The 20,419-nt window shown below is 71.7% G+C and carries 17 protein-coding genes and 1 pseudogene; 3 read left to right on the top strand and 15 right to left on the bottom strand.

Annotated elements, in window-relative coordinates; translation table 11 throughout:
* From ETD85_RS09620 to lxmK, 14 genes are all read right to left on the bottom strand, one after another.
* A complete protein-coding gene (locus ETD85_RS09620) occupies window positions 1-2,778 on the bottom strand; it encodes an AfsR/SARP family transcriptional regulator (RefSeq protein WP_138689276.1) in 2,778 nt (925 codons plus the stop codon).
* 238 nt (window positions 2,779-3,016) lie between these two features.
* Window positions 3,017-3,757 carry an ABC-2 transporter permease gene (locus ETD85_RS09615; protein WP_138689275.1) on the bottom strand — a complete coding sequence of 247 codons (741 nt, stop codon included), beginning with the start codon at window positions 3,755-3,757 and terminating at the stop codon, window positions 3,017-3,019.
* Entirely contained in the window at window positions 3,758-4,669 is a 912-nt protein-coding gene (locus ETD85_RS09610; RefSeq protein ID WP_138689274.1) for an ABC transporter ATP-binding protein, read from the bottom strand.
* Window positions 4,670-4,730: 61 nt separating this feature from the next.
* Window positions 4,731-6,296 (bottom strand): PH domain-containing protein, encoded by a 1,566-nt coding sequence (locus ETD85_RS09605; RefSeq protein WP_240779062.1) that lies wholly within the window; start codon window positions 6,294-6,296, stop codon window positions 4,731-4,733.
* A gap of 2 nt (window positions 6,297-6,298) precedes the next feature.
* On the bottom strand, window positions 6,299-6,826 hold the full coding sequence (locus tag ETD85_RS09600) for a PH domain-containing protein (protein ID WP_240779056.1): 528 nt from the start codon (window positions 6,824-6,826) through the stop codon (window positions 6,299-6,301).
* Entirely contained in the window at window positions 6,823-9,387 is a 2,565-nt protein-coding gene (locus ETD85_RS09595) for a M16 family metallopeptidase (protein ID WP_170246597.1), read from the bottom strand. The genes ETD85_RS09600 and ETD85_RS09595 overlap by 4 nt, the downstream gene beginning before the upstream one ends.
* Window positions 9,371-10,984: a flavoprotein gene (locus tag ETD85_RS09590; RefSeq protein WP_138689271.1), complete on the bottom strand. Its 1,614-nt coding sequence runs from the start codon at window positions 10,982-10,984 to the stop codon at window positions 9,371-9,373. Before ETD85_RS09590 ends, ETD85_RS09595 begins: the two co-directional genes overlap by 17 nt.
* A complete protein-coding gene (locus ETD85_RS09585; RefSeq protein ID WP_240779061.1) occupies window positions 10,981-11,916 on the bottom strand; it encodes an LLM class flavin-dependent oxidoreductase in 936 nt (311 codons plus the stop codon). The genes ETD85_RS09590 and ETD85_RS09585 overlap by 4 nt, the downstream gene beginning before the upstream one ends.
* 54 nt (window positions 11,917-11,970) lie before the next feature.
* A complete protein-coding gene (locus tag ETD85_RS09580; protein WP_206058207.1) occupies window positions 11,971-13,794 on the bottom strand; it encodes an ABC transporter ATP-binding protein in 1,824 nt (607 codons plus the stop codon).
* A 26-nt stretch (window positions 13,795-13,820) separates the two neighbouring features.
* A complete protein-coding gene (locus ETD85_RS09575) occupies window positions 13,821-14,828 on the bottom strand; it encodes a methyltransferase (RefSeq protein ID WP_138689270.1) in 1,008 nt (335 codons plus the stop codon).
* Between the two features lie 91 nt (window positions 14,829-14,919).
* Window positions 14,920-15,141: an LxmA leader domain family RiPP gene (locus ETD85_RS09570; RefSeq protein WP_138689269.1), complete on the bottom strand. Its 222-nt coding sequence runs from the start codon at window positions 15,139-15,141 to the stop codon at window positions 14,920-14,922.
* Window positions 15,142-15,188: 47 nt separating this feature from the next.
* Window positions 15,189-15,401, bottom strand: a complete 213-nt coding sequence (locus tag ETD85_RS63010; RefSeq protein WP_170246596.1) for a hypothetical protein — start codon at window positions 15,399-15,401, stop codon at window positions 15,189-15,191.
* Between the two features lie 5 nt (window positions 15,402-15,406).
* On the bottom strand, window positions 15,407-16,438 hold the full coding sequence (locus ETD85_RS09565; RefSeq protein ID WP_138689268.1) for a T3SS effector HopA1 family protein: 1,032 nt from the start codon (window positions 16,436-16,438) through the stop codon (window positions 15,407-15,409).
* Window positions 16,435-17,571, bottom strand: a complete 1,137-nt coding sequence (gene lxmK / locus ETD85_RS09560) for a class V lanthionine synthetase subunit LxmK (protein WP_138689267.1) — start codon at window positions 17,569-17,571, stop codon at window positions 16,435-16,437. The genes ETD85_RS09565 and lxmK overlap by 4 nt, the downstream gene beginning before the upstream one ends.
* 258 nt (window positions 17,572-17,829) lie before the next feature.
* On the opposite strand from lxmK, the gene ETD85_RS09555 reads away from it, so the two are divergent.
* Together ETD85_RS09555 and ETD85_RS09550 are read left to right on the top strand one after the other, a co-directional pair.
* Entirely contained in the window at window positions 17,830-18,489 is a 660-nt protein-coding gene (locus ETD85_RS09555) for a GOLPH3/VPS74 family protein (protein ID WP_138689266.1), read from the top strand.
* Window positions 18,490-18,564: 75 nt separating this feature from the next.
* The gene (locus tag ETD85_RS09550) at window positions 18,565-19,170 is read left to right on the top strand and encodes a response regulator transcription factor (protein WP_138689265.1); all 606 of its coding nucleotides are present in this window, start codon (window positions 18,565-18,567) and stop codon (window positions 19,168-19,170) included.
* A gap of 69 nt (window positions 19,171-19,239) precedes the next feature.
* On the opposite strand, the gene ETD85_RS09545 is transcribed toward ETD85_RS09550, so the two are convergent.
* Window positions 19,240-19,617: a hypothetical protein gene (locus ETD85_RS09545; RefSeq protein WP_138689264.1), complete on the bottom strand. Its 378-nt coding sequence runs from the start codon at window positions 19,615-19,617 to the stop codon at window positions 19,240-19,242.
* Window positions 19,618-20,086: 469 nt separating this feature from the next.
* On the opposite strand from ETD85_RS09545, the pseudogene ETD85_RS09540 reads away from it, so the two are divergent.
* Window positions 20,087-20,419 (top strand): annotated as a pseudogene (locus tag ETD85_RS09540) (hypothetical protein); the annotation flags it as partial.

The raw sequence follows: 20,419 nt of genomic DNA, 5'->3' as shown, positions 1-20,419 counted from the left end.
CTAGTGGTTGCGCGCCACCGCGTGCCGGGTGGCCTCGCCGTTGCCGTTGAGGAAGGCCCGGGCCCTGCGCGCCCTGAGCGCGGTCCGCTTCACGCCGGCGACCTTCGCGATCTCCTCGGCGGTGACCAGGCTGTCGTAAGCCGCCCTCGGGTCGCCGAGCAGGATCCGCGTGGTGCCGAGGTCGAGCAGAATGTCCGACAGCACGACCCGGTCGCCGATGAACGTGGCGATCTCCAGCGCCTGCAACAGCTCGGGATAGGCCTCCTCCGGCGTGCCCGCCCTGGCGGCGTACATGGCCACGCCCCGCCGGATCTGGGCCTCGCTGCGCAGGCTGCCGCCCTCGCGGCACAGGGCCAGCGCCCGCTCCAGGCACTCCTGGGACGCCTGCCCCTCCCCCGTGCTGTGCAGCACCATCGCCAGCCCGCCCAGCGCGTCGGCCTCGCCCACCGGGTCGCCGCTCCTGCGTAAGACCTCGGCGGCCTCCTCGTACGTCTTGCGCGCCTTGCCCAGGTCCTGACGGATCCGGTCGAGATCGGCGAGCAGGCGCAGCGCCAGCCCGCGGCCGTGGTCGTCGGCCAGGCGCTGGAAGAGCTCCAGCGCCTCCTCCAGCCGGCGGGCCGCGCCCGCGTAGTCGCCGACCAGCATCGAGCGGTGACCGAGCGAGTAGAGCAGGGCGGCCTGGCCACGGATGTTCCCCGCGCCGCGCACGCTGGACAGCGCCAGCTCGTGGGAGTCGAGCCACACGTCGAAGCGCGAGCCCGCCTCGTAGAGGGCGAGCGGCGCGATGGCCAGCTCCCAGCACGTCTCGGGGAAGGAGACCGCCCGGCGCACGGCCGTCAGGATCGCGTCCAGGTTGGCGTCGAACCACTCCGTGCCCTGGCCCGACCAGGCCGCCGCGCCCTGGGGGCGGTAGCGGGGAGCCGTGCCTCGGGGGATGGAGTTGCCCAGCCCGCGCATCGAGGCGTGCGCGTCGTCCGTCAGGGCCAGCCAGCCGCCCAGCGCGCGCTGCGCGGCCATGCGCAGGTCCTGCTCCCGGTCCTCGGCGAGCGCCCGTACGCCGCCGAAGCTGAGCAGCAGCTCGTGGCAGCGGAAGCGCTCGCCGTCCCGCAGGGTGACCATGAAATGGGTCTCGGCCAGCTCTTCCAGCAGGTTCTCCGCCACGTCCATGGGGACGTCGGCGAGCGCCGCGGTGGTCCTGGCGGTGACCTCCGCGCTGCCGTAGAAGCCGATCCGGCGGATCAGCGAGCGCGGGCCCGCGGGCAGCGTCTCGTAGCCGTGCATCAACGTCGGCAGGACGCTCTCGCCGTCGTGGCGCAGCTCGCCGAGGATCTTCGCCGGGTCGGCGAGGCGGTCGGCCAGGCGCGCGAGGCTCCAGTGCGGCCGGGTGGCGAGCCTGGCCGCGGCGATGCGCAGGGCCACCGGCAACCGGGCGCACAGGTCGATGATCCGGTCGGCCGCCGCCGGCTCGGCCGCCATGCGCTCCTCGCCCGCGCCCGTGGCCAGCAGCGCCAGCGCGTCGGCCCGGTCCAGGGCGGAGACGCGTACCCGCACGGCCGCGTGCAGCAGGGCCAGGGGCGAGCGGCTGGTCACGATGACGGCGCAGCCCGGATGCCCGAGCAGGAAGGGGTCGAGCTGGCCGGCGCCGATCACGTCGTCCAGCACGATCAGGACGCGGCGGCCGGCCAGCAGGCTGCGCAGCAGCCCGGAGCGCGCGCCCAGACCTTCGGGGACCTCCTCGGCGGCGACCCCGAGCGCGGCCAGGAACCCGGCCAGCACGTCGGCGGGCCTGCTCAGGTCGTCGGCGTAGAGCTGGCCGTCGGGGAAGCGGCCGGCCACGCGGTGGGCGACCTCCAGGCACAGCGCGGTCTTGCCGGCGCCGCCGGGACCGGTGACCACCACCACGGGGCACGGGTCGTGCTCCTCGATCGCCTCGCTGATCCGGCGCAGCTCGGCGTCCCTGCCGACGAGCGCGGACCGCGCGGGCAGCTGCCGCGGCACGGGGGCCTGCGGGTGAGCCGGTTCGAGGGCGGGAGCCGGCGGGCGGGCGGGTTCGAGCACGGCGTCCTGGCGCAGGATCTGCGTCCTGAGGTCGCGCAGCGCGGGGCTGGGATCGGTGCCGAGCTCGTCCCTGAGCCGCTCCTCCAGGTCCGCGAACACCTGGAGCGCCTCGCTGCCCCGCTGCGAGCGGTAGAGCGCGAGCATGAGCTGGCCGCAGAAGGCCTCGCGCAGCGGGTGCTGGTCGGCGAGCTGCTGGATCTCGGCGATCACCTCCCGGTGCCGGCCGAGCTCGAGGTCGGCGTCGATGCGGGCCTCGATGGCGGTGAGCCTGCGCTCGTCCCAGACCGCGGCCTCGGCGAGGAAGGCCTCGCCGTCGAGGCCGGACAGGGCCGAGCCGCGCCACAGGGCCAGGGCCTCGCTCAGGGTCCTGGCGGCCCCGGCGTGATCGCCGTCGTCGGCCAGGGCGCGCGCCTCGTCGCACAGGCGCAGGAAGACGAAGGCGTCGACGCTGTCCTCCGCGGCCTCCAGCCGGTAGACGTTGTCGTGCACGTCGATGGTGACGCCGTACTTCCGCAGCTCGCCGACCCCGCGGTGCACCTGGTTGCGGGCGCTCTTCGTGGGCGTGTCACCGTAGATCGCGTAGATGAGGCTCTCGACCGAGGCGGAGCGGGCCGCGCTCAGCAGCAGGTGTGCCAGGACTCCGCGCGAACGCTTAGTGGCGAGCCTGATCTCCTCGCCCTGCTGCCAGATTGCGGGTAAGCCCAGGATTCCAAAGCGCATCAGCGGCACGATCCCCCTAGCGTTCCCAGTAATTATCCCCTACTTGAACCGCTTTGTCCTGGCGCACGCGCGATGGTTCACGGCGACCGCCATCGCGTGCAACCACAGATGCTCGACTGCCGCCCTCCGGGCGGAGGTTGAGCGACTAGGGGGAATTATCCTGGGTAGGGTTGATTTCTACTTTCATCTCACTTACTAGCGCAATCTCCTTTCTGTTACCGGCGTCGGGAGCCGGCCTCTAGGCGATGTCCCGCCGCTCGGTCAGGAAGAAGGTCACGGCGATCACGATGGCGACGTACACCGCGAAGATCCCCAGACCCAGCACCGGCCCCGGCCCCTCCGGCAGGATGCCGGGGCCCGCGCCGACCATCATGAACGGCAGGTAGGGGTCGATGTTGTCCGGCAGGACCACCGCCAGGATCCCCTCACCGGCGAACGCCCACACCAGCAGGATGGACAGCGCCCCCGCGGTGCTCTTCACCAGCACCCCGACCGCCACCCCGAGCGCGGTGACCAGCGGCACGCTGCCCAGGAACGCCAGGATGGTGGCGGCTCCCCCGTTGGACAGCGGCGCGTACGCGGTGCCGCTCGCGGTGATCAGCGACGTCCCGTACGCGATCAGCAGGCCGACGATCGTGACGGCCAGGGCGATCGCGGCCAGCGTGACCATCTTGCCGGTGAGGACCCGCGTCCTCCACGGCGCGATGGACAGGGTGATCCGGAAAGTGCCGTTCCTGATCTCGCTCGTCGCGGAGAGCACGCCGAGGATCATCATCGAGAACATCACGAACTGCATCGGCGAGGCGACGGCCTGCGAGCCCGGCGCGCCCTGGACAAGATGCCCGTTGGGGCCGATGTTGGAGCCCATCAGCAGCCCGACGGCCGCCACGCCCACGAGGGCGCAGGCTAACGTGATCTTGTTGCTCAGGAGCGTACGGAACTTGAGCAGCTCCGCGGCACAGACGTTGGCGAAAGTCACCTAGCCCACCTCACCCTTGATGCTCGATCTGTCCTGCGTGGCCTGCGCGAAGGCGTGGTGCAGGCTGCGCTCCTCCTTGAGCTCGTAGAGCGCCACCATGGTGTCCCGCGCGATGGTCCCGACCTGCCCGGAGGCCAGCCCGAGCACCTGCATGCCGCGTTTGCCGTTCGCCTGCACCCGGCCGCCGGCCTTGACCAGCGCGGGCGCCAGCAGCTTCGGGTTCTCGCACACCACGGTGACCTTCTTCACCTGGAATCGCTGCATGAAAGCCGACGCCGACCCGCTGCCCACGATCCGGCTCTGGGCGATGACCACGAGGTCGTCCACGAGGTCCTCCATCTCGGCCAGGAGGTGGCTGGAGACGAACACCGTGCGGCCCTGGTCGCGGAACTGCCGCAGCAGGTCCTTCATCCACGAGATGCCGTCGGGGTCCAGCCCGTTCATCGGCTCGTCCAGCACGACGATCTCGGGGTTGCCGATCAACGCGATGGCCAGCGCGAGCCGCTGCCGCATCCCCAGCGAGAACCTGCCGACCTTCTGCGCGGCCACCTCCGTCAGGCCCACCCGTTCGAGCATCACCTCGCTCTGTTTGGGATCCACCCCGATCATCTTGGCGACCCAGCGCAGGGTGTCGATGGCCCGGCGGCTGGGGTGGGCGCACTGCGTGTCGAGGGCCGCCCCGATCTTGCGGGCGGGTACCGGCCACTCGTCGAGGCGCTTGCCATCGATGAGCGCCGACCCGCTCGTGGGGTGGTCAAGGCCCAGGAACATCCGCAAGGTCGTCGACTTTCCGGCGCCGTTCGGGCCCAGGAAGCCCGTTATCGCACCGGCGCGAACGGAGAAACTGGCGTTGCTGACCGCCAAAACGGGCCCATATCTCTTGGTAAGCCCTACTGCCTGCAGAACCGTCATTTATCTCGCCACTCCCATGTTGCCCATGAGATGAATATTCACCTTTACTCTGAGCAATTCGTTATTCTTCGGTCACCTCGATGAATTGCGCCAGCAACCCGGGGACCGCTTCGCCGGCCACCACGAGACCGTCGCCGTAGTCCACGTCCCGCATGGTGTAGGCGCCCAGCGTCCCCGCCGCCGTCGTCGCCGCGACGTTGGCCAGGCCCGCCCGCCGCTGCAACGGCGAGCGGGTGACGGTCCAGCCGATGATGCCGCCGCGCTGCAACGCCACGGTACGGCGCACCAGCGCGCCGGACCGGACCACGAGGTACGCCCCGGAGATCGCGTGCCCGAGCGACCGGTAGGAGTCGGCGGCGAGCAGGAACGACACCGGCACCACGACCACGGCCGCGATCGCCATCGACCAGCCGGCGGACCAGCCGGTCAGGGCGGCGAGCACGGCCGCCGCGGTGACGGCCGCCACGCTGGCCACCGCCGCGCGGGTCAGCCGGCGGCGCAGCGCGGCCCGGGGGTGGGCCCGCAGGCGCGCGGGCAGCAGCGGGCTCTCCCGCTCCCCCAGCACGGACGCGGCCGTCAGGTGCGCCAGCCGCCGGGGGGCGGGGGGAAGCAGCGCGCCCGAGCCGCCGCGCGGGCCGTCCAGGGTCTGGCGCAGCCCGCTCGCGATCGCCTTGAGCCGGGCGCCCCTGCCCCAGCGCAGCATGAACGGCTCGATCAGCTCGGCGCCGCGCAGCCGCCGCTCCTCCAGCGTGAAGGAACGGGTCGTGAGCAGCCCGCGGCTCACGCGCAGGGTGGCGCTGCCCGGCTCGCGCACGAGGCGGAATTTCCACCACGCCTCGGTGAACAGCAGCATGGTGCCGATCGCGCCGGCGATCAGCATCATGAGGAAGAACACGATGTACAGCCAGCCGGGCATCTTCTCCAGGAACTCGATGGCCCCCAGCACCGCGCCGCCGATGTCCACGGGGATGCCGAGCCGCTCGGCCAGGTTGTAGGCCTGGGTCAGCGGGGCCAGGCCGATCACGAAGACGAGCGGGCTGAGCGGCGCGTACCGTACCCAGGCCGGATCGCCCCGGGCGATCTCCACCGCCGCCGGCGGCGGCGCCACGGGCTTCGGGGCCGCGTCGTGTTGCGGGCCGGGCACGGGAGGCGCGTCCTGCGCGCGGGGCAGGAGGTCGGCGCGCAGCGTCGCCGCGTCGGCCGTGGAGACGGCGTCGAGCTTGACCTGATCCCGCCGGTCGGTCCTGAGCGCCTGGCCGGTGCCCATCGTGACGATCGACAGGCCAAAGATCCGGTGCACCGGGCCGGACGTCACGTCCACGGTGCGCAGGCGGTCGCGCGGGATCGCGACGTGGCGGCGCCAGAACAGCCCGGAGGTGACCTCGACCTGCTCTTCGGTCACCCGGAAACGCGTCGTCCGCCAGCGGATCATCTCGCTGCAGGTGAGGTAGACGAACAGCAGGGCGGAGACGATCTGCAGCTTGTGATCTTCCCAGGTCACCCCGCCCGAGGCCAGCGCGGTCAGCGCGATGATGCCCAGGGGCGGAGCCAGCCAGCGCAGGTTGACCAGGAGCATGCGAGGGTCGAGCCGGCGCCAGCCGACCGACTCCACCGTCATGTCCTTCATCGTCACGTCGCGTCCCCGGGGGTCGTCTGGGTCACCCTGTTGAGCTTTTCGACCAGGTCCCTGGCGAACTCCTCGTCCAGGCCGTCGATCCGCAGCGGGCCCATCGCCGACGCCGTGGTGACGGTCACCGCCGACAGCTTGAAGAGCTGGTAGAACGGGCCTCGCATGGTGTCCACCGTCTGGATGCGCGACATCGGCGCCACCCGGTACTGATGCCACAGCCAGCCGGAGCTGGTGTAGACGGCATCCTCGGTCACCTCCCAGCGGTGCACGCCGTAGCGCCAGCGCGGCACCACGATCGCGTAGCAGGCGCCGGCCAGCACCGTCAGGAACGCCAGCACCGCGAAAACGGTGCCCGCTCCGTCGACGAACACCGCCAGGGCCACGAACACCAGTGCCACCAGCCCGTACCCCACGGCGGACCTGGTGGTCCACATCGTGATCGCCCGGCGGTGCACGGCGTTCCTGGGCGGCCTCAGGCGTACCGCCCCGGCCGCTCCGGCCGGCCCGGCCTTCTGCGCCACGCTCACACTCCCTCCATCTCGGTGACCTCGCGCTCGATCTCGTCCGACAGCCAGTCCGCCTCGATGTCGCCGACGACCATGCTCGGCAGGGGCATCCGGCCGTACGTGCTGACCGCCGCCTCCACGACCTCGTCGGCGGTGATCTCGCCGAGGCGGTCGTACAGCCGGGTGAGCAGGCCGGCGCCCTGGCCGAAGGAGAAGCCGACGCGTACGAGATCGGCGATCTTCGCGGGCGAGTCCAGTCCCCACAGCATCTCCAGGACGCAGTACTCCCTGGTCAGGTCGAGCTCGGCGGGGTCGGGCGGCGCGGCCGTGAGCTCGGGCAGCCGGTCGAGCACCTCGGTGAACACCTCCGGCACCTGCTCCTTCGGCCGCATCAGCTGGATGTAGGCCCGCGGGAAGCCGGTGAAGAGGTCCCGGCCGAGGAACGCCTCGTAGCCGCTGGGCCCCAGGCCGGTGGTGCCGGGCGCGTCGCGGATCGAGCGGTTGCGGCGGTAGCGGCCGAGCACGCCGGTGGCGAGATAGCGGGCCACGTCGTTCGGGCCGTCGGGCGGCTCGGGAGCGCTGAAGGTCACCAGGATGTTCGACAGGTCTTCCCTGGGGACGAGCAGGACCCCGCCCTCGGCGGCGGTGACGGCGGGCACCGGCTGCGCCGGCCCCTGCCACCGTTCCAGCGCGCCCTCCAGCCGGGCGAGCAGTTGTACGGGGTCGGCGTCGCCCACGGCGACGAGCGAGGCGCCGCCGGGCACGATCACGGTCCTGTGCACGTCGGCGAGCCCGGCCGGCTCCGCCGTCGCGGGCCCCAGCAGGTACGCGCGCAGCCCGTCGTCGGCGATCCGCCCCGGCGTCCGGCCGCGCAGCAGCGAGCGGCCCAGCGACAGGGGCTCGGTCATCGCGAACGGCGTGAGGACCTCCGACAGGACGGCGAGCCACGCGTCCAGCCCGTCCGTCCTGGCGTACCCGGAGAAGTCGAGCCACTGGCCGTCCGTCCTGACGGTCAGCTCGCCGCCCGCGCCGTGGCCGTGCAGGCCCACGCGGGCACGGCGGCCGAGGACGTGTGCCAGGAGCTCCATGTGGTCCGGACGACGCCAGCCCGCGGGACCGGCGGGCAGGCGGAGGCGGAGCTCCACCACGGGCGCGCTGCCCGCGCGGACGGCGATGGCCCGCAGGCCGTTGCCGAACACGGTCTCCACGTGCTCGCCCAGCACGGGGCGGGGCTGCTCGGCACGCGGCGGCACGCTTCGCGGCCCGTCCACCGGCTCAGGGATCGTGAAGGTCTCGGCGGGCTCTCGTCCGGCCCGTGCGGTGTGGCCCGGCTTGGGCCGCGTCCGCCTGCGGCCCGGCTCGATCGTCATGACCGCGCAGGCCGCGCCGTGCAGCCGCGCCGCCGCCCTGGCGACCTGCGCCGGGGTCACCTCGGCGTACCGCTCGGGCAGCTCGTCGAGCAGCTCGGCCCGGTCGAAGAGGATCTCCAGGCGGCCGAGGGCGCGGCAGCGCGTCTCGATGTCGTCGTGGTCGCGGTGGTGCTCGGACACGAGCTCGTTGACGGCCGCGGACACCTCCTCGGAGATGTCGCCCTTCGACCACATGCCCCACTGCGTACGGATGGCTCCGACCATCTGCACGGACGGCGTGGACGGCGGCACGAGGACGGTCAGCAGCAGCGCGTCCGGGGCGCGGGCGTCGAGCGGGCCGAAGAACCCGCAGCTCGTGCTGACCGCGGACGTCCCGTCCGGGGTGATCTGCCGGGCCATCACCCGGGCCAGGACGGCGTGGGCCAGGTAGCCGCTCAGATCGGTGGCCGGGTCGGGCAGCCACTGCCCCATGGTGATCGCGGTGGCCGGGATCCCCGGCTCGGTGAAGGAGGCGGTCTGGTCCATGAAGAACCCGGGCTCGGTCAGGTCGGGCTGCGGGGCGGCCGCGCGGGCCGGGATGTCGCCGAAGTGGCGCTCCACGTACGCCGCCACCTCGTCGGGATCGACGTCGCCGGTCACGGTGACCACCGCGTTGCCCGGCGTGTAGTAGCGGGCGAAGAACTCGGCGCAGTCCTCCAGCGTCGCCTGCTTCAGCTGGTCGGGGTCACCGTAGCCGTCGTGCGCGTTGGCGAACGACGTGTAGAGCAGGCCCGCCATGTGGGGCCATGGCATGCCGCCGTAGGGCCGTTCGACGATCATCTCGCGGATCTCGGCGGCGACGCCGGCGAGCTGCCCGGTCAGCGCCTCCTGCGTGAATCTCGGGGCGCGCATCCGGTCGGCCTCGCTGAACAGCGCCTGCTCCAGCGCCGAGCGCGGCACCACCTGGTAGAACTCCGTGTAGTCCTGGTGCGTGCGCCCGCTCGCCGCGCCGGCGGTGTCACTCACGTGGTTGAAGAACGCGCCGTCGGGCAGGCTCTGGCTGCCCACGAACATCAGGTGCTCGAAGAGGTGGGCGAAGCCCTCCATGCCCGGCGGCTCGACCCGGAAGCCCACGCGGTAGTGGACGGCGACGGCTGCCCGCGAGGTGCCGGCGACCGGCGCCACCAGCAGCTTCAGCCCGTTCGCCAGCGTCCGCCTATGAATTCCGGGCATGCGGCGATCCTCCATCGAGATTGACCAGAAAATCAAGGAATCCTGCGTACGTGGCCAGGAGTGAGGCATCCAGCCCAACGTAAGCGGATATGTCGTGCAGGTGCAGGACGATGCGCAGGGCCACCAGCCTGTTCGCGTCCTTGCCCAGGTCCCGGCCGTAGCCCTCGAAGAGCGCGTCGAGCAGACGCTGCCACTGCCGCGGGTCGCCGTCGTTGAGCCAGCGCAGCTCCACGAGCTCGCCGGCGATCCAGGCCAGGTCGTGATACCAGGGCGCGGCGCACAGGTCCTCGCCGATCAGCAGCTCGCCGACGGCGCTCCCGCCCGGGTCCGCGTCCGGCGACCCCGGGGCGGGCATCTCCTCGGAATCCAGGCCCGCCGGGTGCACGGCCAGCGAGCCCAGGCCCGGCGCGCCATGGGAGAGGACGACGCCGGGGTCCGCGATCTGCTCGGCGCACCAGTCGCGCAGCAGGTCCCAGGACTTCGCTCCGAGCCGGTCGGCCAGCACCGCCCCCGCCGCGGCGGCCGGCGCGCTGCGCGAGTCCCCCGCCAGCCACTCCGCGAGCCTGCGCAGCGCGCGCGGCGGCCCGGTGACGTCGCCGGGCGCGACGGTGTGCACCTCCCTCAGCGCCCGGCCGAGCCCCCGCATCAGCCGGGCGAGCTGTTCGGTCGGGCCGTCGCGGAGCAGGATCCGCGCCGCGGACTCCGCCCCGGCCACGCGGTAGGCGCGGAACGCGCCGTCCGGCTCCCCCGGCGCCAGCCGTACGTCCGCGCCGTCCAGCAGCCCGGCGAGCCTGGCGTTCAGCGCGGGGTCCACGGGCGCGAACCCGCTGTGCGAGAGCCGCCCCGGCCGGCGCCGCCACACGAACCCGCCGGCCTCGGCGGCCACCTCCATCAGCAAATGCCCTGTGCCGTCCTCGGCCGGGGCGTCCCGGCGGGCGCGGTGCGCCGCCCAGTGCGCGTCGACCGTCTCGATCGCCTGCGCCAGCGTCGACAGCCACGAGTCCGGCCGCCCGGTCGCGGTGCTGATCCCGGGACGCGGCGGTACGAGCACCACGTTCGGGCGCTCGCGCAGGGCGCTCCAGTGCGACTGGTAGGCGGCGCTCTCCACCCCTCCGGGCGGCAGGGCCGGCGCCAGCACGACGAGCGCGCTCGTGCACTGGGCGGCCAGCAGCGCCGGGGTGTCGGCGAGGCCGAGTGCCAGCCGGCCCATGAAGTGCAGGGTCATCGGGTAGACGACGACGGCCTGCGCCCACTCCGCCCACTCGACGTGCCGGGCCTGCGCGGCGTCGTCCGGCCACTCGTCCGCCATGACCTCGTCCACCTCGGGCGCCAGCGCCGCACGCGTGACGAACCGCTCCGCGCTGCGCGTCACGACCACCCTGATGCTCAGGCCGGGCCGGGACTCGCGCAGCAGCGTCAGCGCGAACGGCAGGTTGCGCGCCGCCAGGGATCCCGTCACGACGAGCAGCAGCCGCGACAACCCGGCATCCGGTCCGGGCATGGCGGGCAGCCGGGACGCCTCGGCATCCGGTCCAGGCATGGCGGACGGCCGGGACGCCTCGGCGCCCGGCCGCGGGGAGGTGGACGGATCGGTCACGGTGCGCCCTGGCTCAGGATGGTCTCGGCCTCGGTCAGCGCGGCCTGCGGCCCGTAGGAGTTGGCCACGCCGGTCAGGTTGATGACCAGCTCGTCCACCCCGGCGGCGTGGAACTCGCCGATCTGGCCGCCGAGCTCCTCCGGGGTCCCGGTCAGGAACGCCCCGCCGCTGATCAGCCGCTTCACGGTCTCGACCGGCTGCTGCGGGTCGATCTCGATGCCCGACCGCTCCAGCATGTCGACGTAGTGAGGCAGCATGAGGTGCCCGGCGTTGGACTGCAGGACGAGGCGGGTCTGGTCCCGGTCGGGCTGGGCCACGAACATCGGCACGATCGCCACCAGGCGGGGCACGGGACGCCCGGCCTTCTTGGCGCCCTCCTCCAGCGCCGGGACGATCACGTCGCGCAGGTAGGAGGCGGGCGTGAGCCAGGTGATCGCGACGTCGGCGACCTCGCCGGCCAGCCGGGCCATCCCGGGCCGCAGCACGCCGACGCCGATCTCCACCGGCGGGGTCGGCATGGGCGGCAGCACGTCGTGGGCGGTGAAATGCGTCCCGTCCAGGTCCACCTCCTCGCCGTCCAGGAGGCCGCGCATGACGGTGACGTACTCCCTGACCGCCTGGAGCTGGCTGGCGTACGGGCGGCCCGCGATGTTGCGCTGGAAGTCGATCCCGCCGGGACCGATCCCCGCGACGAACGGGTGCCCGGAGGCCACCGCCACGGAGCGGGCGTGCACGGCGGCGTCGTGCGGGTGCCGCAGCGGCATGAGCGAGACGCCCGTGCCCATCGGGACCTTGAAGCCGGCGCCCGCGGCGAAGACGAAGCTGTGGTGCGCGTCGAGCGACAGCGCCTGCCCCTGCCACAGGCGCAGCGCGTCCGTCCACTGCACCAGGGCGGCGAAGGACAGGATCTGCTCGTGCCGCGCGGGCATCATCGGCAACAAGACAGAGAGGCTGGGCATCATCACTCCTGTTCGAGAAACCGGACTTCAGGAAAGCCGGACGGAATCGACGGGGCGCAGCATCTGGCCGCGCACGAGTTCGGCGTAGGGCTCGCACTCGCTCATCAGCCGCTCGTGCGTCCCCTGCGCCTGCACCTTCCCCCGGTCCAGGAGGATGACGTGGCGCGCGTGCTGGACGGTGGACAGCCGGTGCGCGACCACCAGGACCGCCCGGTCCTCGGCCAGGCGGTCGACGACCTCGCGGAGCCGGCCCTCGTTGAGGCTGTCGAGCTGCGAGGACGGCTCGTCGAGCAGCACGAGCCTGGCGTCGCTGAGCAGCACGCCGGCCAGGGCCAGGCGCTGCCGCTGCCCGCCCGACAGGTCGCTCTCGCCGCCGATGCGCGTGTCCAGCCCCTGGGGCAGGGCGGCGATCTCGTCGCGCAGGCCGACCTGCTCCAGCACGTCGAGCAGCACGTCGTCCGGCACGGTCCGGTCGAGGCCGAGCAGCAGGTTGTTGCGGATGGTGTCGCGCAGCAGCGTGAAGGACTGGTCCACGTAGGCGATCCGGCCGCGCAGGTCCGACAGCGGCCACTCGGGCAGCTCGCGCCCGAAGACCGAGATCCGGCCGGAGTCGAGCTCCATGAACCGCTCGATCAGGCCGAGCACGGTGGTCTTGCCGGCCCCCGACCTGCCGACCATGGCGGTCAGCCCGCTCGACGGCACGGTGAAGCCGACGTCCTCCAGCACCGGCTGACCCTCCTCGTACGCGAAGCCGACCTCGTGCAGCACGACCGCGGGGGCGGCGGGGTCCACCGCCACCGGCTCGCGGTCCTCCGCGCCGTCGTCCACCTGCTCGTACGGGAGCGAGAACACGGACTCGAAGCGCTGCTTGGCCACGAGACCGGCCTGGATGGCGCCGGTCGCCTGGATGGCCATGATCAGCGGCGCCGCGAGCTGGAGGAGGAGCAGCAGGAACGAGACGAGGTTCGGCAGCGAGATGTCGCCGGAGACGTAGCGGACGCCACCACCCATGATCACGATGACCAGGGCGACCTGCTGGGCCAGGGTCATCACCGGCACCACCATGGCCTCGAGCCGGGCGGCGGCGCTCTCGAGCCCGCCCAGGTTCTGCGCCCGCTCGGAGAAGCTCTTCGCCAGCCTGCTCTCGGCACGGTGGGCCTTGACGACGGTGAGCGCCTCCAGGGTCGCGACGAAGTCGTCGGACAGCTTGCCGACTCCCGTCTGCAGCGCCTCGAACTTCTGCCTGATCGCCTTGATGACGAACACGACCCCGATGATCGCGATCAGGAACGACCCGACCGTCATCAGCAGCAGGATCCAGTCCAGCACGCCCATGATGATGAGCGTCGCGACGACCTGCAGCGCGGCCATGGGCAGTTGCAGCGGCCCGACCTCGGTCAGACCCCGGATCTGGGAGGAGTCCGAGGTGAGCCGGGCGGCCAGATCGCCCGTCCCCTCGCGCCTGGCGATCTTCAGCGGCAGGCCGAGCGCGTGCCGCAAGGTGCGTACGCGCAGCTTGGTGACCAGGTCGATGCCGAGCCGGGCCAGCAGGTAGCCGGACAGGGTGCCGGTGATCGCCGCGGCCAGGCCGACGGCGACCATCCAGAGCGCGGCCGTGGTCACCGCGCCGCCACCCTTCTCCAGCTCGGCGACGAAGCCGCCGCCGATCAGCGGCAGGGCGAGCGTGGTGATGGTGGACAGCAGGGCGAGCAGCACGATCGCGGCCACCTGGTTCGCCTTGCCGGCCGTCATCTCGCGTGACAGCAGGAGCTTCTGCGCGGGGGCCTGCTCGTCCGCGGCCTGCGCGGGAGCCTCGTCGTCAACGGCCTGTGTCGGCGGCTGCTCTTCCACTTCTCACCTGTCCAAGAGAGTGCGGGTCAATGAGCGCGGAACTCCAGGAGTGCCCGTCTCCTCGTGGCCGGGCCTTCCCACGTAAGCTCGAGTCCCGCCGCCGCGCCGAGCCGCTTGAGCTGCTTGAGCGTGCGTACGGGCGCCGGCACGGTGCCGGTCAGGAGCAGGTTCATCCGCGCGGCGTGCGCGTCGTCGTCATCGTGGATGAGATTGCGGTCGGCCACGAGCACGCGGCCGTCCGCCCCCGCCGCCTCGCCGCAGCGGCGCAGGATCTTGATGGCGTCGCCGTCCGACCAGTCGCACAGGATCGCCGACAGCACATAGACGTCGAACCCCGGCGGGATCGGATCGAGGAAGCTGCCCACGATCGCCTCGCACCGGTCGGCCACGGCGGCCTCCTCGATGCGCTTGGCCGCGGCCCGCGCCATCCCGGGCAGGTCGAGCACGGCGCCGCGCAGGCGCGGGTTGGCGCGGGCGAGCTCGATGAGCAGCGTCCCGTTGCCGCCCCCGACGTCCATCACCCGGCTCACGCCCGACCAGTCGTAGCTGTGCACGATCAGCGCACCGTCCGCCTCCAGGCCGCTGACGACCTCCTCCGCCAGCACGTTCGCGTCGTCGGGGACGTCGCTCACGTCCTGCCAGAAGTCCCGGCCGAAGGCCGCCTTGTATCCGGGCTCGCCGGTGCGCACGGTGTGCAGCAACCCGGTCAGGCCCAGCTCGGCCAGGCCCAGCAGCCCGTCCATGCTCAGCCGCCGGCGTACGCTGTCAGGCGCGCCGTCCCGCAGCGGGGCGCCGAGCTCGGTCACCTCGTAGCCGCGCTCCTCGCTCCACCGGAAGATCCCGCGCGAGACGAGGAAGCGCAGCAGCTTCTTCAGCGTCGCGGGGTGGGCGCCCGTCCGCTCGGCGAGGCCCGCCCCCGTCGTCACCCCCGCGGCCATGTGGTCCGCCAGGCGTAGCGTGGCCGCGACCCGGATGGCGAGCGGCGTGAGCAGGTCCGCCATCGCGGTCAGGTCGTCGGCGTTCGAATCTCGCATGCATTTCCTTGAGACGTGCCGAACTGGACCGGACGGGCGTGGGCAGGCGCCCTGCATATATCGCCTGCCCACTCTTTTATTCCTCGGTTTTTCAGCAGCCGAAGATGAAGGTTCTGTCCCAGGCCTTACGGGCGATCCCGCTGACCACATAACTGGTGGCGAATCCGCCCAGTACGAGAATCGTCAGCGGCGTGGCCGCCGGCGCTTCGGATTCGGCCGACAGACTGAATTCGGAAGCATCGGCGTAGGCGTCATAGCCCGCCGTGAGTTCCATAATCGCCGACGACTTCGACGGCCGCACGACATCGTGCATTCTTTCCCTCCCTTCGTTTCGTCGCAGGGATGGCTCCATCCCGGTCCTTAACGGCCCAGAATCCAGCCGGAAACGGCGCCGGAGGCGGCCGAGGCCCAAATGGCGCACCTGCCGGAGCTCACGCGTACGCCATAGCTGATGGCCCAAATCGTGAACCACAGCTCAGGGGCGTCGGAAATCGCGGAGACCTGCAACTCGCTCGGCTGTGCGTAGGAGTCGTAGCCCGCGACCAGCTCCATGATGGCCGTGCTCTTCGTCATGCTGTTCACCTCCTTCCCAGCTGAGTGTCCGGATCCGATATCGGGGGGCACGTGCAGACGCCCCCCGTCATCGCCTGAGGCGACGTCCCGTTCCGTGCGAGGTCGCACGGGTCGATGTTGGCTTCTGCGAACCGGGCGGCGACCACCGCGGCGGCGGGGGCCTGGTCCACGGCCGCCTCCACGAGCGCCTGCCCGAGCACGCCGGCGCGGTGCTGGCCGAAGCTCATGCCCTTCATGACCAGCCGGCGGTCGTCGGGCTCCCACGCGACGGCCACTCCCGGGCCCAGGGCGTGCGCGAACGCGGACGTGTCCTTTCCCACCCCCGGCACGCCGTTCACCAGGGCGGCCAGGCCGGCGGCGAGGCCGCGCGAGCGCTTGCCGAGATAGACCACGAGCGCGTCGCGCCGCGGGTAGAGCAGCGGCGAGGACAGCACCTTCGCGCGGTACTCCGCCTGCCGCTCCTCCAGGTGGGACAGGACCAGGTGCCATACGGCCGGGGCCTGCTCCGGGTCCGCCAGGTTCACGTAGACGCGCAGGGTGTCGCCGCGCATGTCGCTCGGCACCGAGCCGTGCACGAAGAAGAAGCCCGGCGAGAGCGCCGGCCGCAGCGGGGACAGCGCGACGTTGACCCGCTGGCCCGGCGTGAGCGGGGGCTGCTCCCGGATCCGGTCGCGCGGCACCCAGACCCGCGGGCCGGCGCACACGACCAGGACCTTCGCGTCCTCCGCCGCGTCAGCGGGGAACGCCTCGGCGATCACGCCTTCCGCGACCGTGAAGTCATGGGGCACCTGCTCGGCCAGGGCCCGCTCGAACTCCCGCTCCCGCAGGTGGAACGGCAGCCCGCCGCCGCCTTCCGTACGCCGCCCGGTGTGCAGGACCTCGTACAGGGCCTGGGAGAGCTTCACCGCGAGCTCGGCGGAGCTGTCGGCCTCGACCGTCACGTCGGCGACGCTCGCGCGCAGCCGGTCGATGTCGACGCTCACCGCGTCCAGCACCGGGGCGATCCCGTCCGGGACCGCCACGTCAGTGACGCTCATTCATCCTCCAAACCCAGGGCGATCGTGAAGCGGGCGGGCCTGAGCAGCGCGGTGCGGCCGATGCCGGCGGCGGCGCGCTGGATGCCGGAGAGCTTGCCCGAGCGCGCCCCCGAGGCCAGCAGGCGGTCCATCATGTGCCAGCCGGCGAACGCCGTGGCGCGCACCGCGAAGTCGTCGTCGAGCCCCGTCCTGACGGCCCGGTAGCCCTGCCAGAAGGCGTGGATGCGAGGCTGCAGCCGCTCGATCTTCTCGGCGCCGCGCTGGAGGACCATCTCGTGCGTGAACTCGGCCGCCTCGAAGACCACCTCGTCGCCGCGCGCGCTGACGATGTCCAGGATCGAGCGGAAGAGCCATTCGCCGGCGAAGGCGCCGACGTCGCGGGCCGGGTCGCCGAGCCGGAAGTCCTCCCAGTCGGTGATCTGGAAGCCGCCGGAGTCCGGCAGCAGCAGCTGGTCGACCCGGAAGTCGCCGTGGACGGGGACCCTGGGCGCCCGGCTCTCCCGCTCGCACAGCGCGTGGATGCCGCGCATGAGCTCGGGGTCGCCGTGCAGGATGCTCCAGCTCTCCATCTCGCCGTAGCTCAGGTTCTGCCACACCTCCAGCGGCAACCCGCGCAGGAGCTGCAGGTCAGGCAGCGGGAAGGGGCCGTCGTCCAGCTCGTCGCCGTCCTGTGGCACGGCGTTGTGGAGATGGCCGATCGCCTCGCCCACGTGCCCGGCCAGCTCGTCGCCGAACGACTCCTCGATCATGGCTTCGGCGCCGTTCCTGGCCTCGTCCATGAACTCGAAGGCCACGAGCCCGGCGGCTTCGTCCTCGCCCAGGAAGAGCGGGGTGCTGAGCCGCTCGGCCAGCGGCGGCCTGGCCGCCTTGAACCGCTCGAAGGCGAGGATGCGCCTCAGCCTCGGCTTCGCGTCGTCTCCCCCGATCAGACGCTTGACGAAGACCTTCCGGCCACTGTCCGTCCGGCCCGCCCACACTTCGTTGCGGCCGATGGGCGCCACCAGGGTCTCCCGGTCGAAGCGGCCGAGGCCGAGCCGGCCGAGGAACTCCTCGACGCCGGGCACCCGATCCAGATCGATCGGGGCCATCCACCCCTTGGCCGTGTCCGTTGCCTCGTTCTTCAGCGCCGTCATCGTTCCCCCGTCTGTCGGCGACCGTGGCGCGGAGCTGCTCGGACCGAGCAACTCGGAGGTGCTGCGGGCAAAGGTAACAACAGCGGCTTCCTCCCGGCTTCCTCGAAGCTTCCAGGGCGGGAACCGCACGTGAAGCGGGGTGCGCGGCCCCGGACCTGTCACTTCCTGACCCGTGACGGGCGCCGCATGACAGATGTCACATCGCCCCGATGACATCAACGTCTACGCGGTTCGCCGGGCCGGAGTGACACTCACGGTATGTCCACTGAACAGCTGGCATTCGCGGAAGAGCTCATCCTGCTCGCTCACCGGGAGACCGACGGCAAGCAGCTGATCCCCAACAATGTGCTGAACATCAGTCTCACGGCCGCCGAGCTGGCCGAGCTGGCCGCGCTCGGGAAGGTGCAGCTGCGCGGCACCGGGCTGGCCGTGGTGGACAGGCGGCCGGTCGGCGACCCCGAGCTGGACGCCGTGCTGGCCAGGCTGGTCAAGGTGGGCAAGACGCTGCCGCCCAGCCGGTGGCTGATCATGATCAATCCCGTCCGCAAAAGGCGGCACTACCTGCAGCGGCTCTCGGAAAGAGGCGCGTTCAAGGCCCGGAAGTCCCGGATGCTGGGCCTGATCCCGGTCGAGCGGCACGGCCACGACGACCCCGAGCCGGTCCGCCGGCTCAAGGAGCGGCTCGGCAGGGCGATCCGCGGCGGGAAGCCCGACGCCCGCACGGTCACCCTGCTCGCCCTGGCCTACCACAGCGGCGTGCTCGGCCACCTGTTCCCCGGCGGGAAGGACCGGCGGGTCGAGGAGCTCGTCCGGGACGACTGGGCCGGGCAGGCCGTCCGGGCCTACGTGGACAAAACCACGCCGAAGAGCGACGACTCGGGGGACAGCGTGACCATACTGGCCTCGGGTGGGTCGTAGTATCTGCTCAGTACGGCTGGCGCCGGATTCCTGCATAGTCCGGCGCCGGCCGTACGCATGTCGTGGGAGCCGTAGATGGCGGACGTCATCCGAGTGCTGCTCGCCGACGGTGAGCACCTGATCCGAGCGGCCCTGGCCGCGCTGCTCAATCTCGAAGAGGGCATCGAGGTCGCCGCACAGGTCGGCAGCGCCGACGAGCTCGCCCCGGCGGTGGAGGGGCATCGGCCCGACGTCGCCGTCATCGACATCGCCCTGCCCGGCATGGACGTGCTCGCCGCCACCCGGCAGATCGCCGGGCGGTGCGGGATCGTCATCCTGGCGAGCCTGCCCAGGCCCGGCTACCTGCGCGGGGCGATGGCCGCGGGCGTGGGCGGCTTCCTGGGCAAGGACACCTCGGCGGAGGAGCTGGCGGCGGCGATCCGCAAGGTCGCCGCCGGTGGTCGTTACCTCGACACCGAGCTGGCCGCCGCCGCGATGGCGGCCAGCGACAGCCCGCTCACCGAGCACGAGCGGGCCGCGCTCCGGCTCGTCCGCGGCGGTGCCGCGCTGGCCAGGATCGCCACCGAGCTGCACCTCACCGAGGGGATCGTGCGCGACCACCTGCGCAGCGCGATGGCCAAGCTCGACGCCGCCAGCAGCCCGGAGGCCATCAGGAACGCGCAGCGGCTCGGGTGGCTGTAACCGGGCGGAAACGGCAGAGGGCCTTCGCCACCCGGAACGGCGGCGAAGGCCCTCTGCCGGGCCCGGCGGTCAGCCGGCGAAGTAGCGCTTGGCGTCCGCGGTCATGAGCAGGCCGATGAGCAGGAGGGAGATCAGCAGGGAGATCACGTTGGACACGTAATCGGTGGTCAGCACGGCGGCGGCGATGTTGACGACGGCGGAGATCGCGAACAGCCAGACGATGGCGTTGCGCGTGGCTGCCTGGCGGCGCGGGATCCTGATCACCAGGACGAGCTGCGCCACCACCAGGACGGCGGAGATCAGCATCAGGACCCACATCACCCCCATCGACGGCAGGCCCTCGGAGGCCGCGTCGATCTCCGGGTCGCCCGCGAGGGCGCTGACGGCGACCAGGCTCAGGGCGCCGACCACCAGCAGGATGAGACCGAGCACCACACTGATCCACATGAAAACCTGGACGGCTCGGACAGTCCCCGGCATACCCGGGACTAACTCGTTGTTATGAGCCATTAACCTTTCCTCTCTGAGACAGACGAAAGCGTAAGGGAGCCACTGAGTCTCGCTCCAGGGGCCGAACATCTCAAGACAATTGCGAAAGTATCCCAGTGGCGAATTCTGGACTCCCCGCGGAGCGGATTTCCCAAACCAAGATCTCTGGCTCGGAGCCAATCTTTTCACACAAGTGAAGAATACGGACAAAGCGGACATCTGTCACTTTAGTCTCTAAATCCGACTAATATTGAATCAGATCTTCAACCTTGACATGTCGGCATGTACGTTGTTATTCGTGGAATGTCCTGCGGGCAGTTGATGCGCATGGAGTGCGGACGGGTGAGGCATGCACGGCGGGCCGGATGAACAGTCTCAGGGGAATGCGGACGACCAGCACAAGGGCGTGGTAAACGGGGAACAAACCGTGGATCCGGATCTGACGCGTACCATCCGGTTCCCGCCGCCCAACAGGTCGACCGGGGCCAAGGCCGTCGAGAAGCCGCCGCCCCCGCCGCCCTCCGGGTTGTGGTGGCAGCAGGACAAGAGCGGGTCCGAGCCTCCTGCCTCGGCTCCGGCTCGGGGGCACTTCGAGATGTGGAACCCCCCTTCCGGCAACCCGTGGTCGAGCCCCGGGGAAGCGCCGGAGGAGGACGACCCGGGGGTGTGGCACGACGGCGAGCCGGAGGCGGAGACCGAGGCCGAGCAGGGGCCGGTGCTCCCCGACCCGGCCACGGCCGCGGCGTCCCCGCCCCAGCCG

Origin of the sequence: Nonomuraea zeae, from assembly GCF_005889725.1 — a bacterium.
GTDB lineage: Bacteria > Actinomycetota > Actinomycetes > Streptosporangiales > Streptosporangiaceae > Nonomuraea > Nonomuraea zeae.
This window is presented reverse-complemented; position numbering and strand designations above follow the sequence as displayed.

Excerpts from the sequence above, each read along its gene's own strand:
- ETD85_RS63010 (WP_170246596.1), bottom strand. The coding sequence starts at position 15,401 with ATGACGAAGAGCACGGCCATCATGGAGCTGGTCGCGGGCTACGACTCC.
- ETD85_RS09605 (WP_240779062.1), bottom strand. The coding sequence starts at position 6,296 with ATGAAGGACATGACGGTGGAGTCGGTCGGCTGGCGCCGGCTCGACCCT.
- lxmK (WP_138689267.1), bottom strand. The coding sequence starts at position 17,571 with ATGACGGCGCTGAAGAACGAGGCAACGGACACGGCCAAGGGGTGGATG.
- ETD85_RS09585 (WP_240779061.1), bottom strand. The coding sequence starts at position 11,916 with ATGATGCCCGCGCGGCACGAGCAGATCCTGTCCTTCGCCGCCCTGGTG.
- ETD85_RS09555 (WP_138689266.1), top strand. The coding sequence starts at position 17,830 with ATGTCCACTGAACAGCTGGCATTCGCGGAAGAGCTCATCCTGCTCGCT.
- ETD85_RS09610 (WP_138689274.1), bottom strand. The coding sequence starts at position 4,669 with ATGACGGTTCTGCAGGCAGTAGGGCTTACCAAGAGATATGGGCCCGTT.
- ETD85_RS09570 (WP_138689269.1), bottom strand. The coding sequence starts at position 15,141 with ATGCACGATGTCGTGCGGCCGTCGAAGTCGTCGGCGATTATGGAACTC.
- ETD85_RS09595 (WP_170246597.1), bottom strand. The coding sequence starts at position 9,387 with ATGCCCGGAATTCATAGGCGGACGCTGGCGAACGGGCTGAAGCTGCTG.
- ETD85_RS09575 (WP_138689270.1), bottom strand. The coding sequence starts at position 14,828 with ATGCGAGATTCGAACGCCGACGACCTGACCGCGATGGCGGACCTGCTC.
- ETD85_RS09545 (WP_138689264.1), bottom strand. The coding sequence starts at position 19,617 with ATGTGGATCAGTGTGGTGCTCGGTCTCATCCTGCTGGTGGTCGGCGCC.
- ETD85_RS09550 (WP_138689265.1), top strand. The coding sequence starts at position 18,565 with ATGGCGGACGTCATCCGAGTGCTGCTCGCCGACGGTGAGCACCTGATC.
- ETD85_RS09620 (WP_138689276.1), bottom strand. The coding sequence starts at position 2,778 with ATGCGCTTTGGAATCCTGGGCTTACCCGCAATCTGGCAGCAGGGCGAG.
- ETD85_RS09565 (WP_138689268.1), bottom strand. The coding sequence starts at position 16,438 with ATGAGCGTCACTGACGTGGCGGTCCCGGACGGGATCGCCCCGGTGCTG.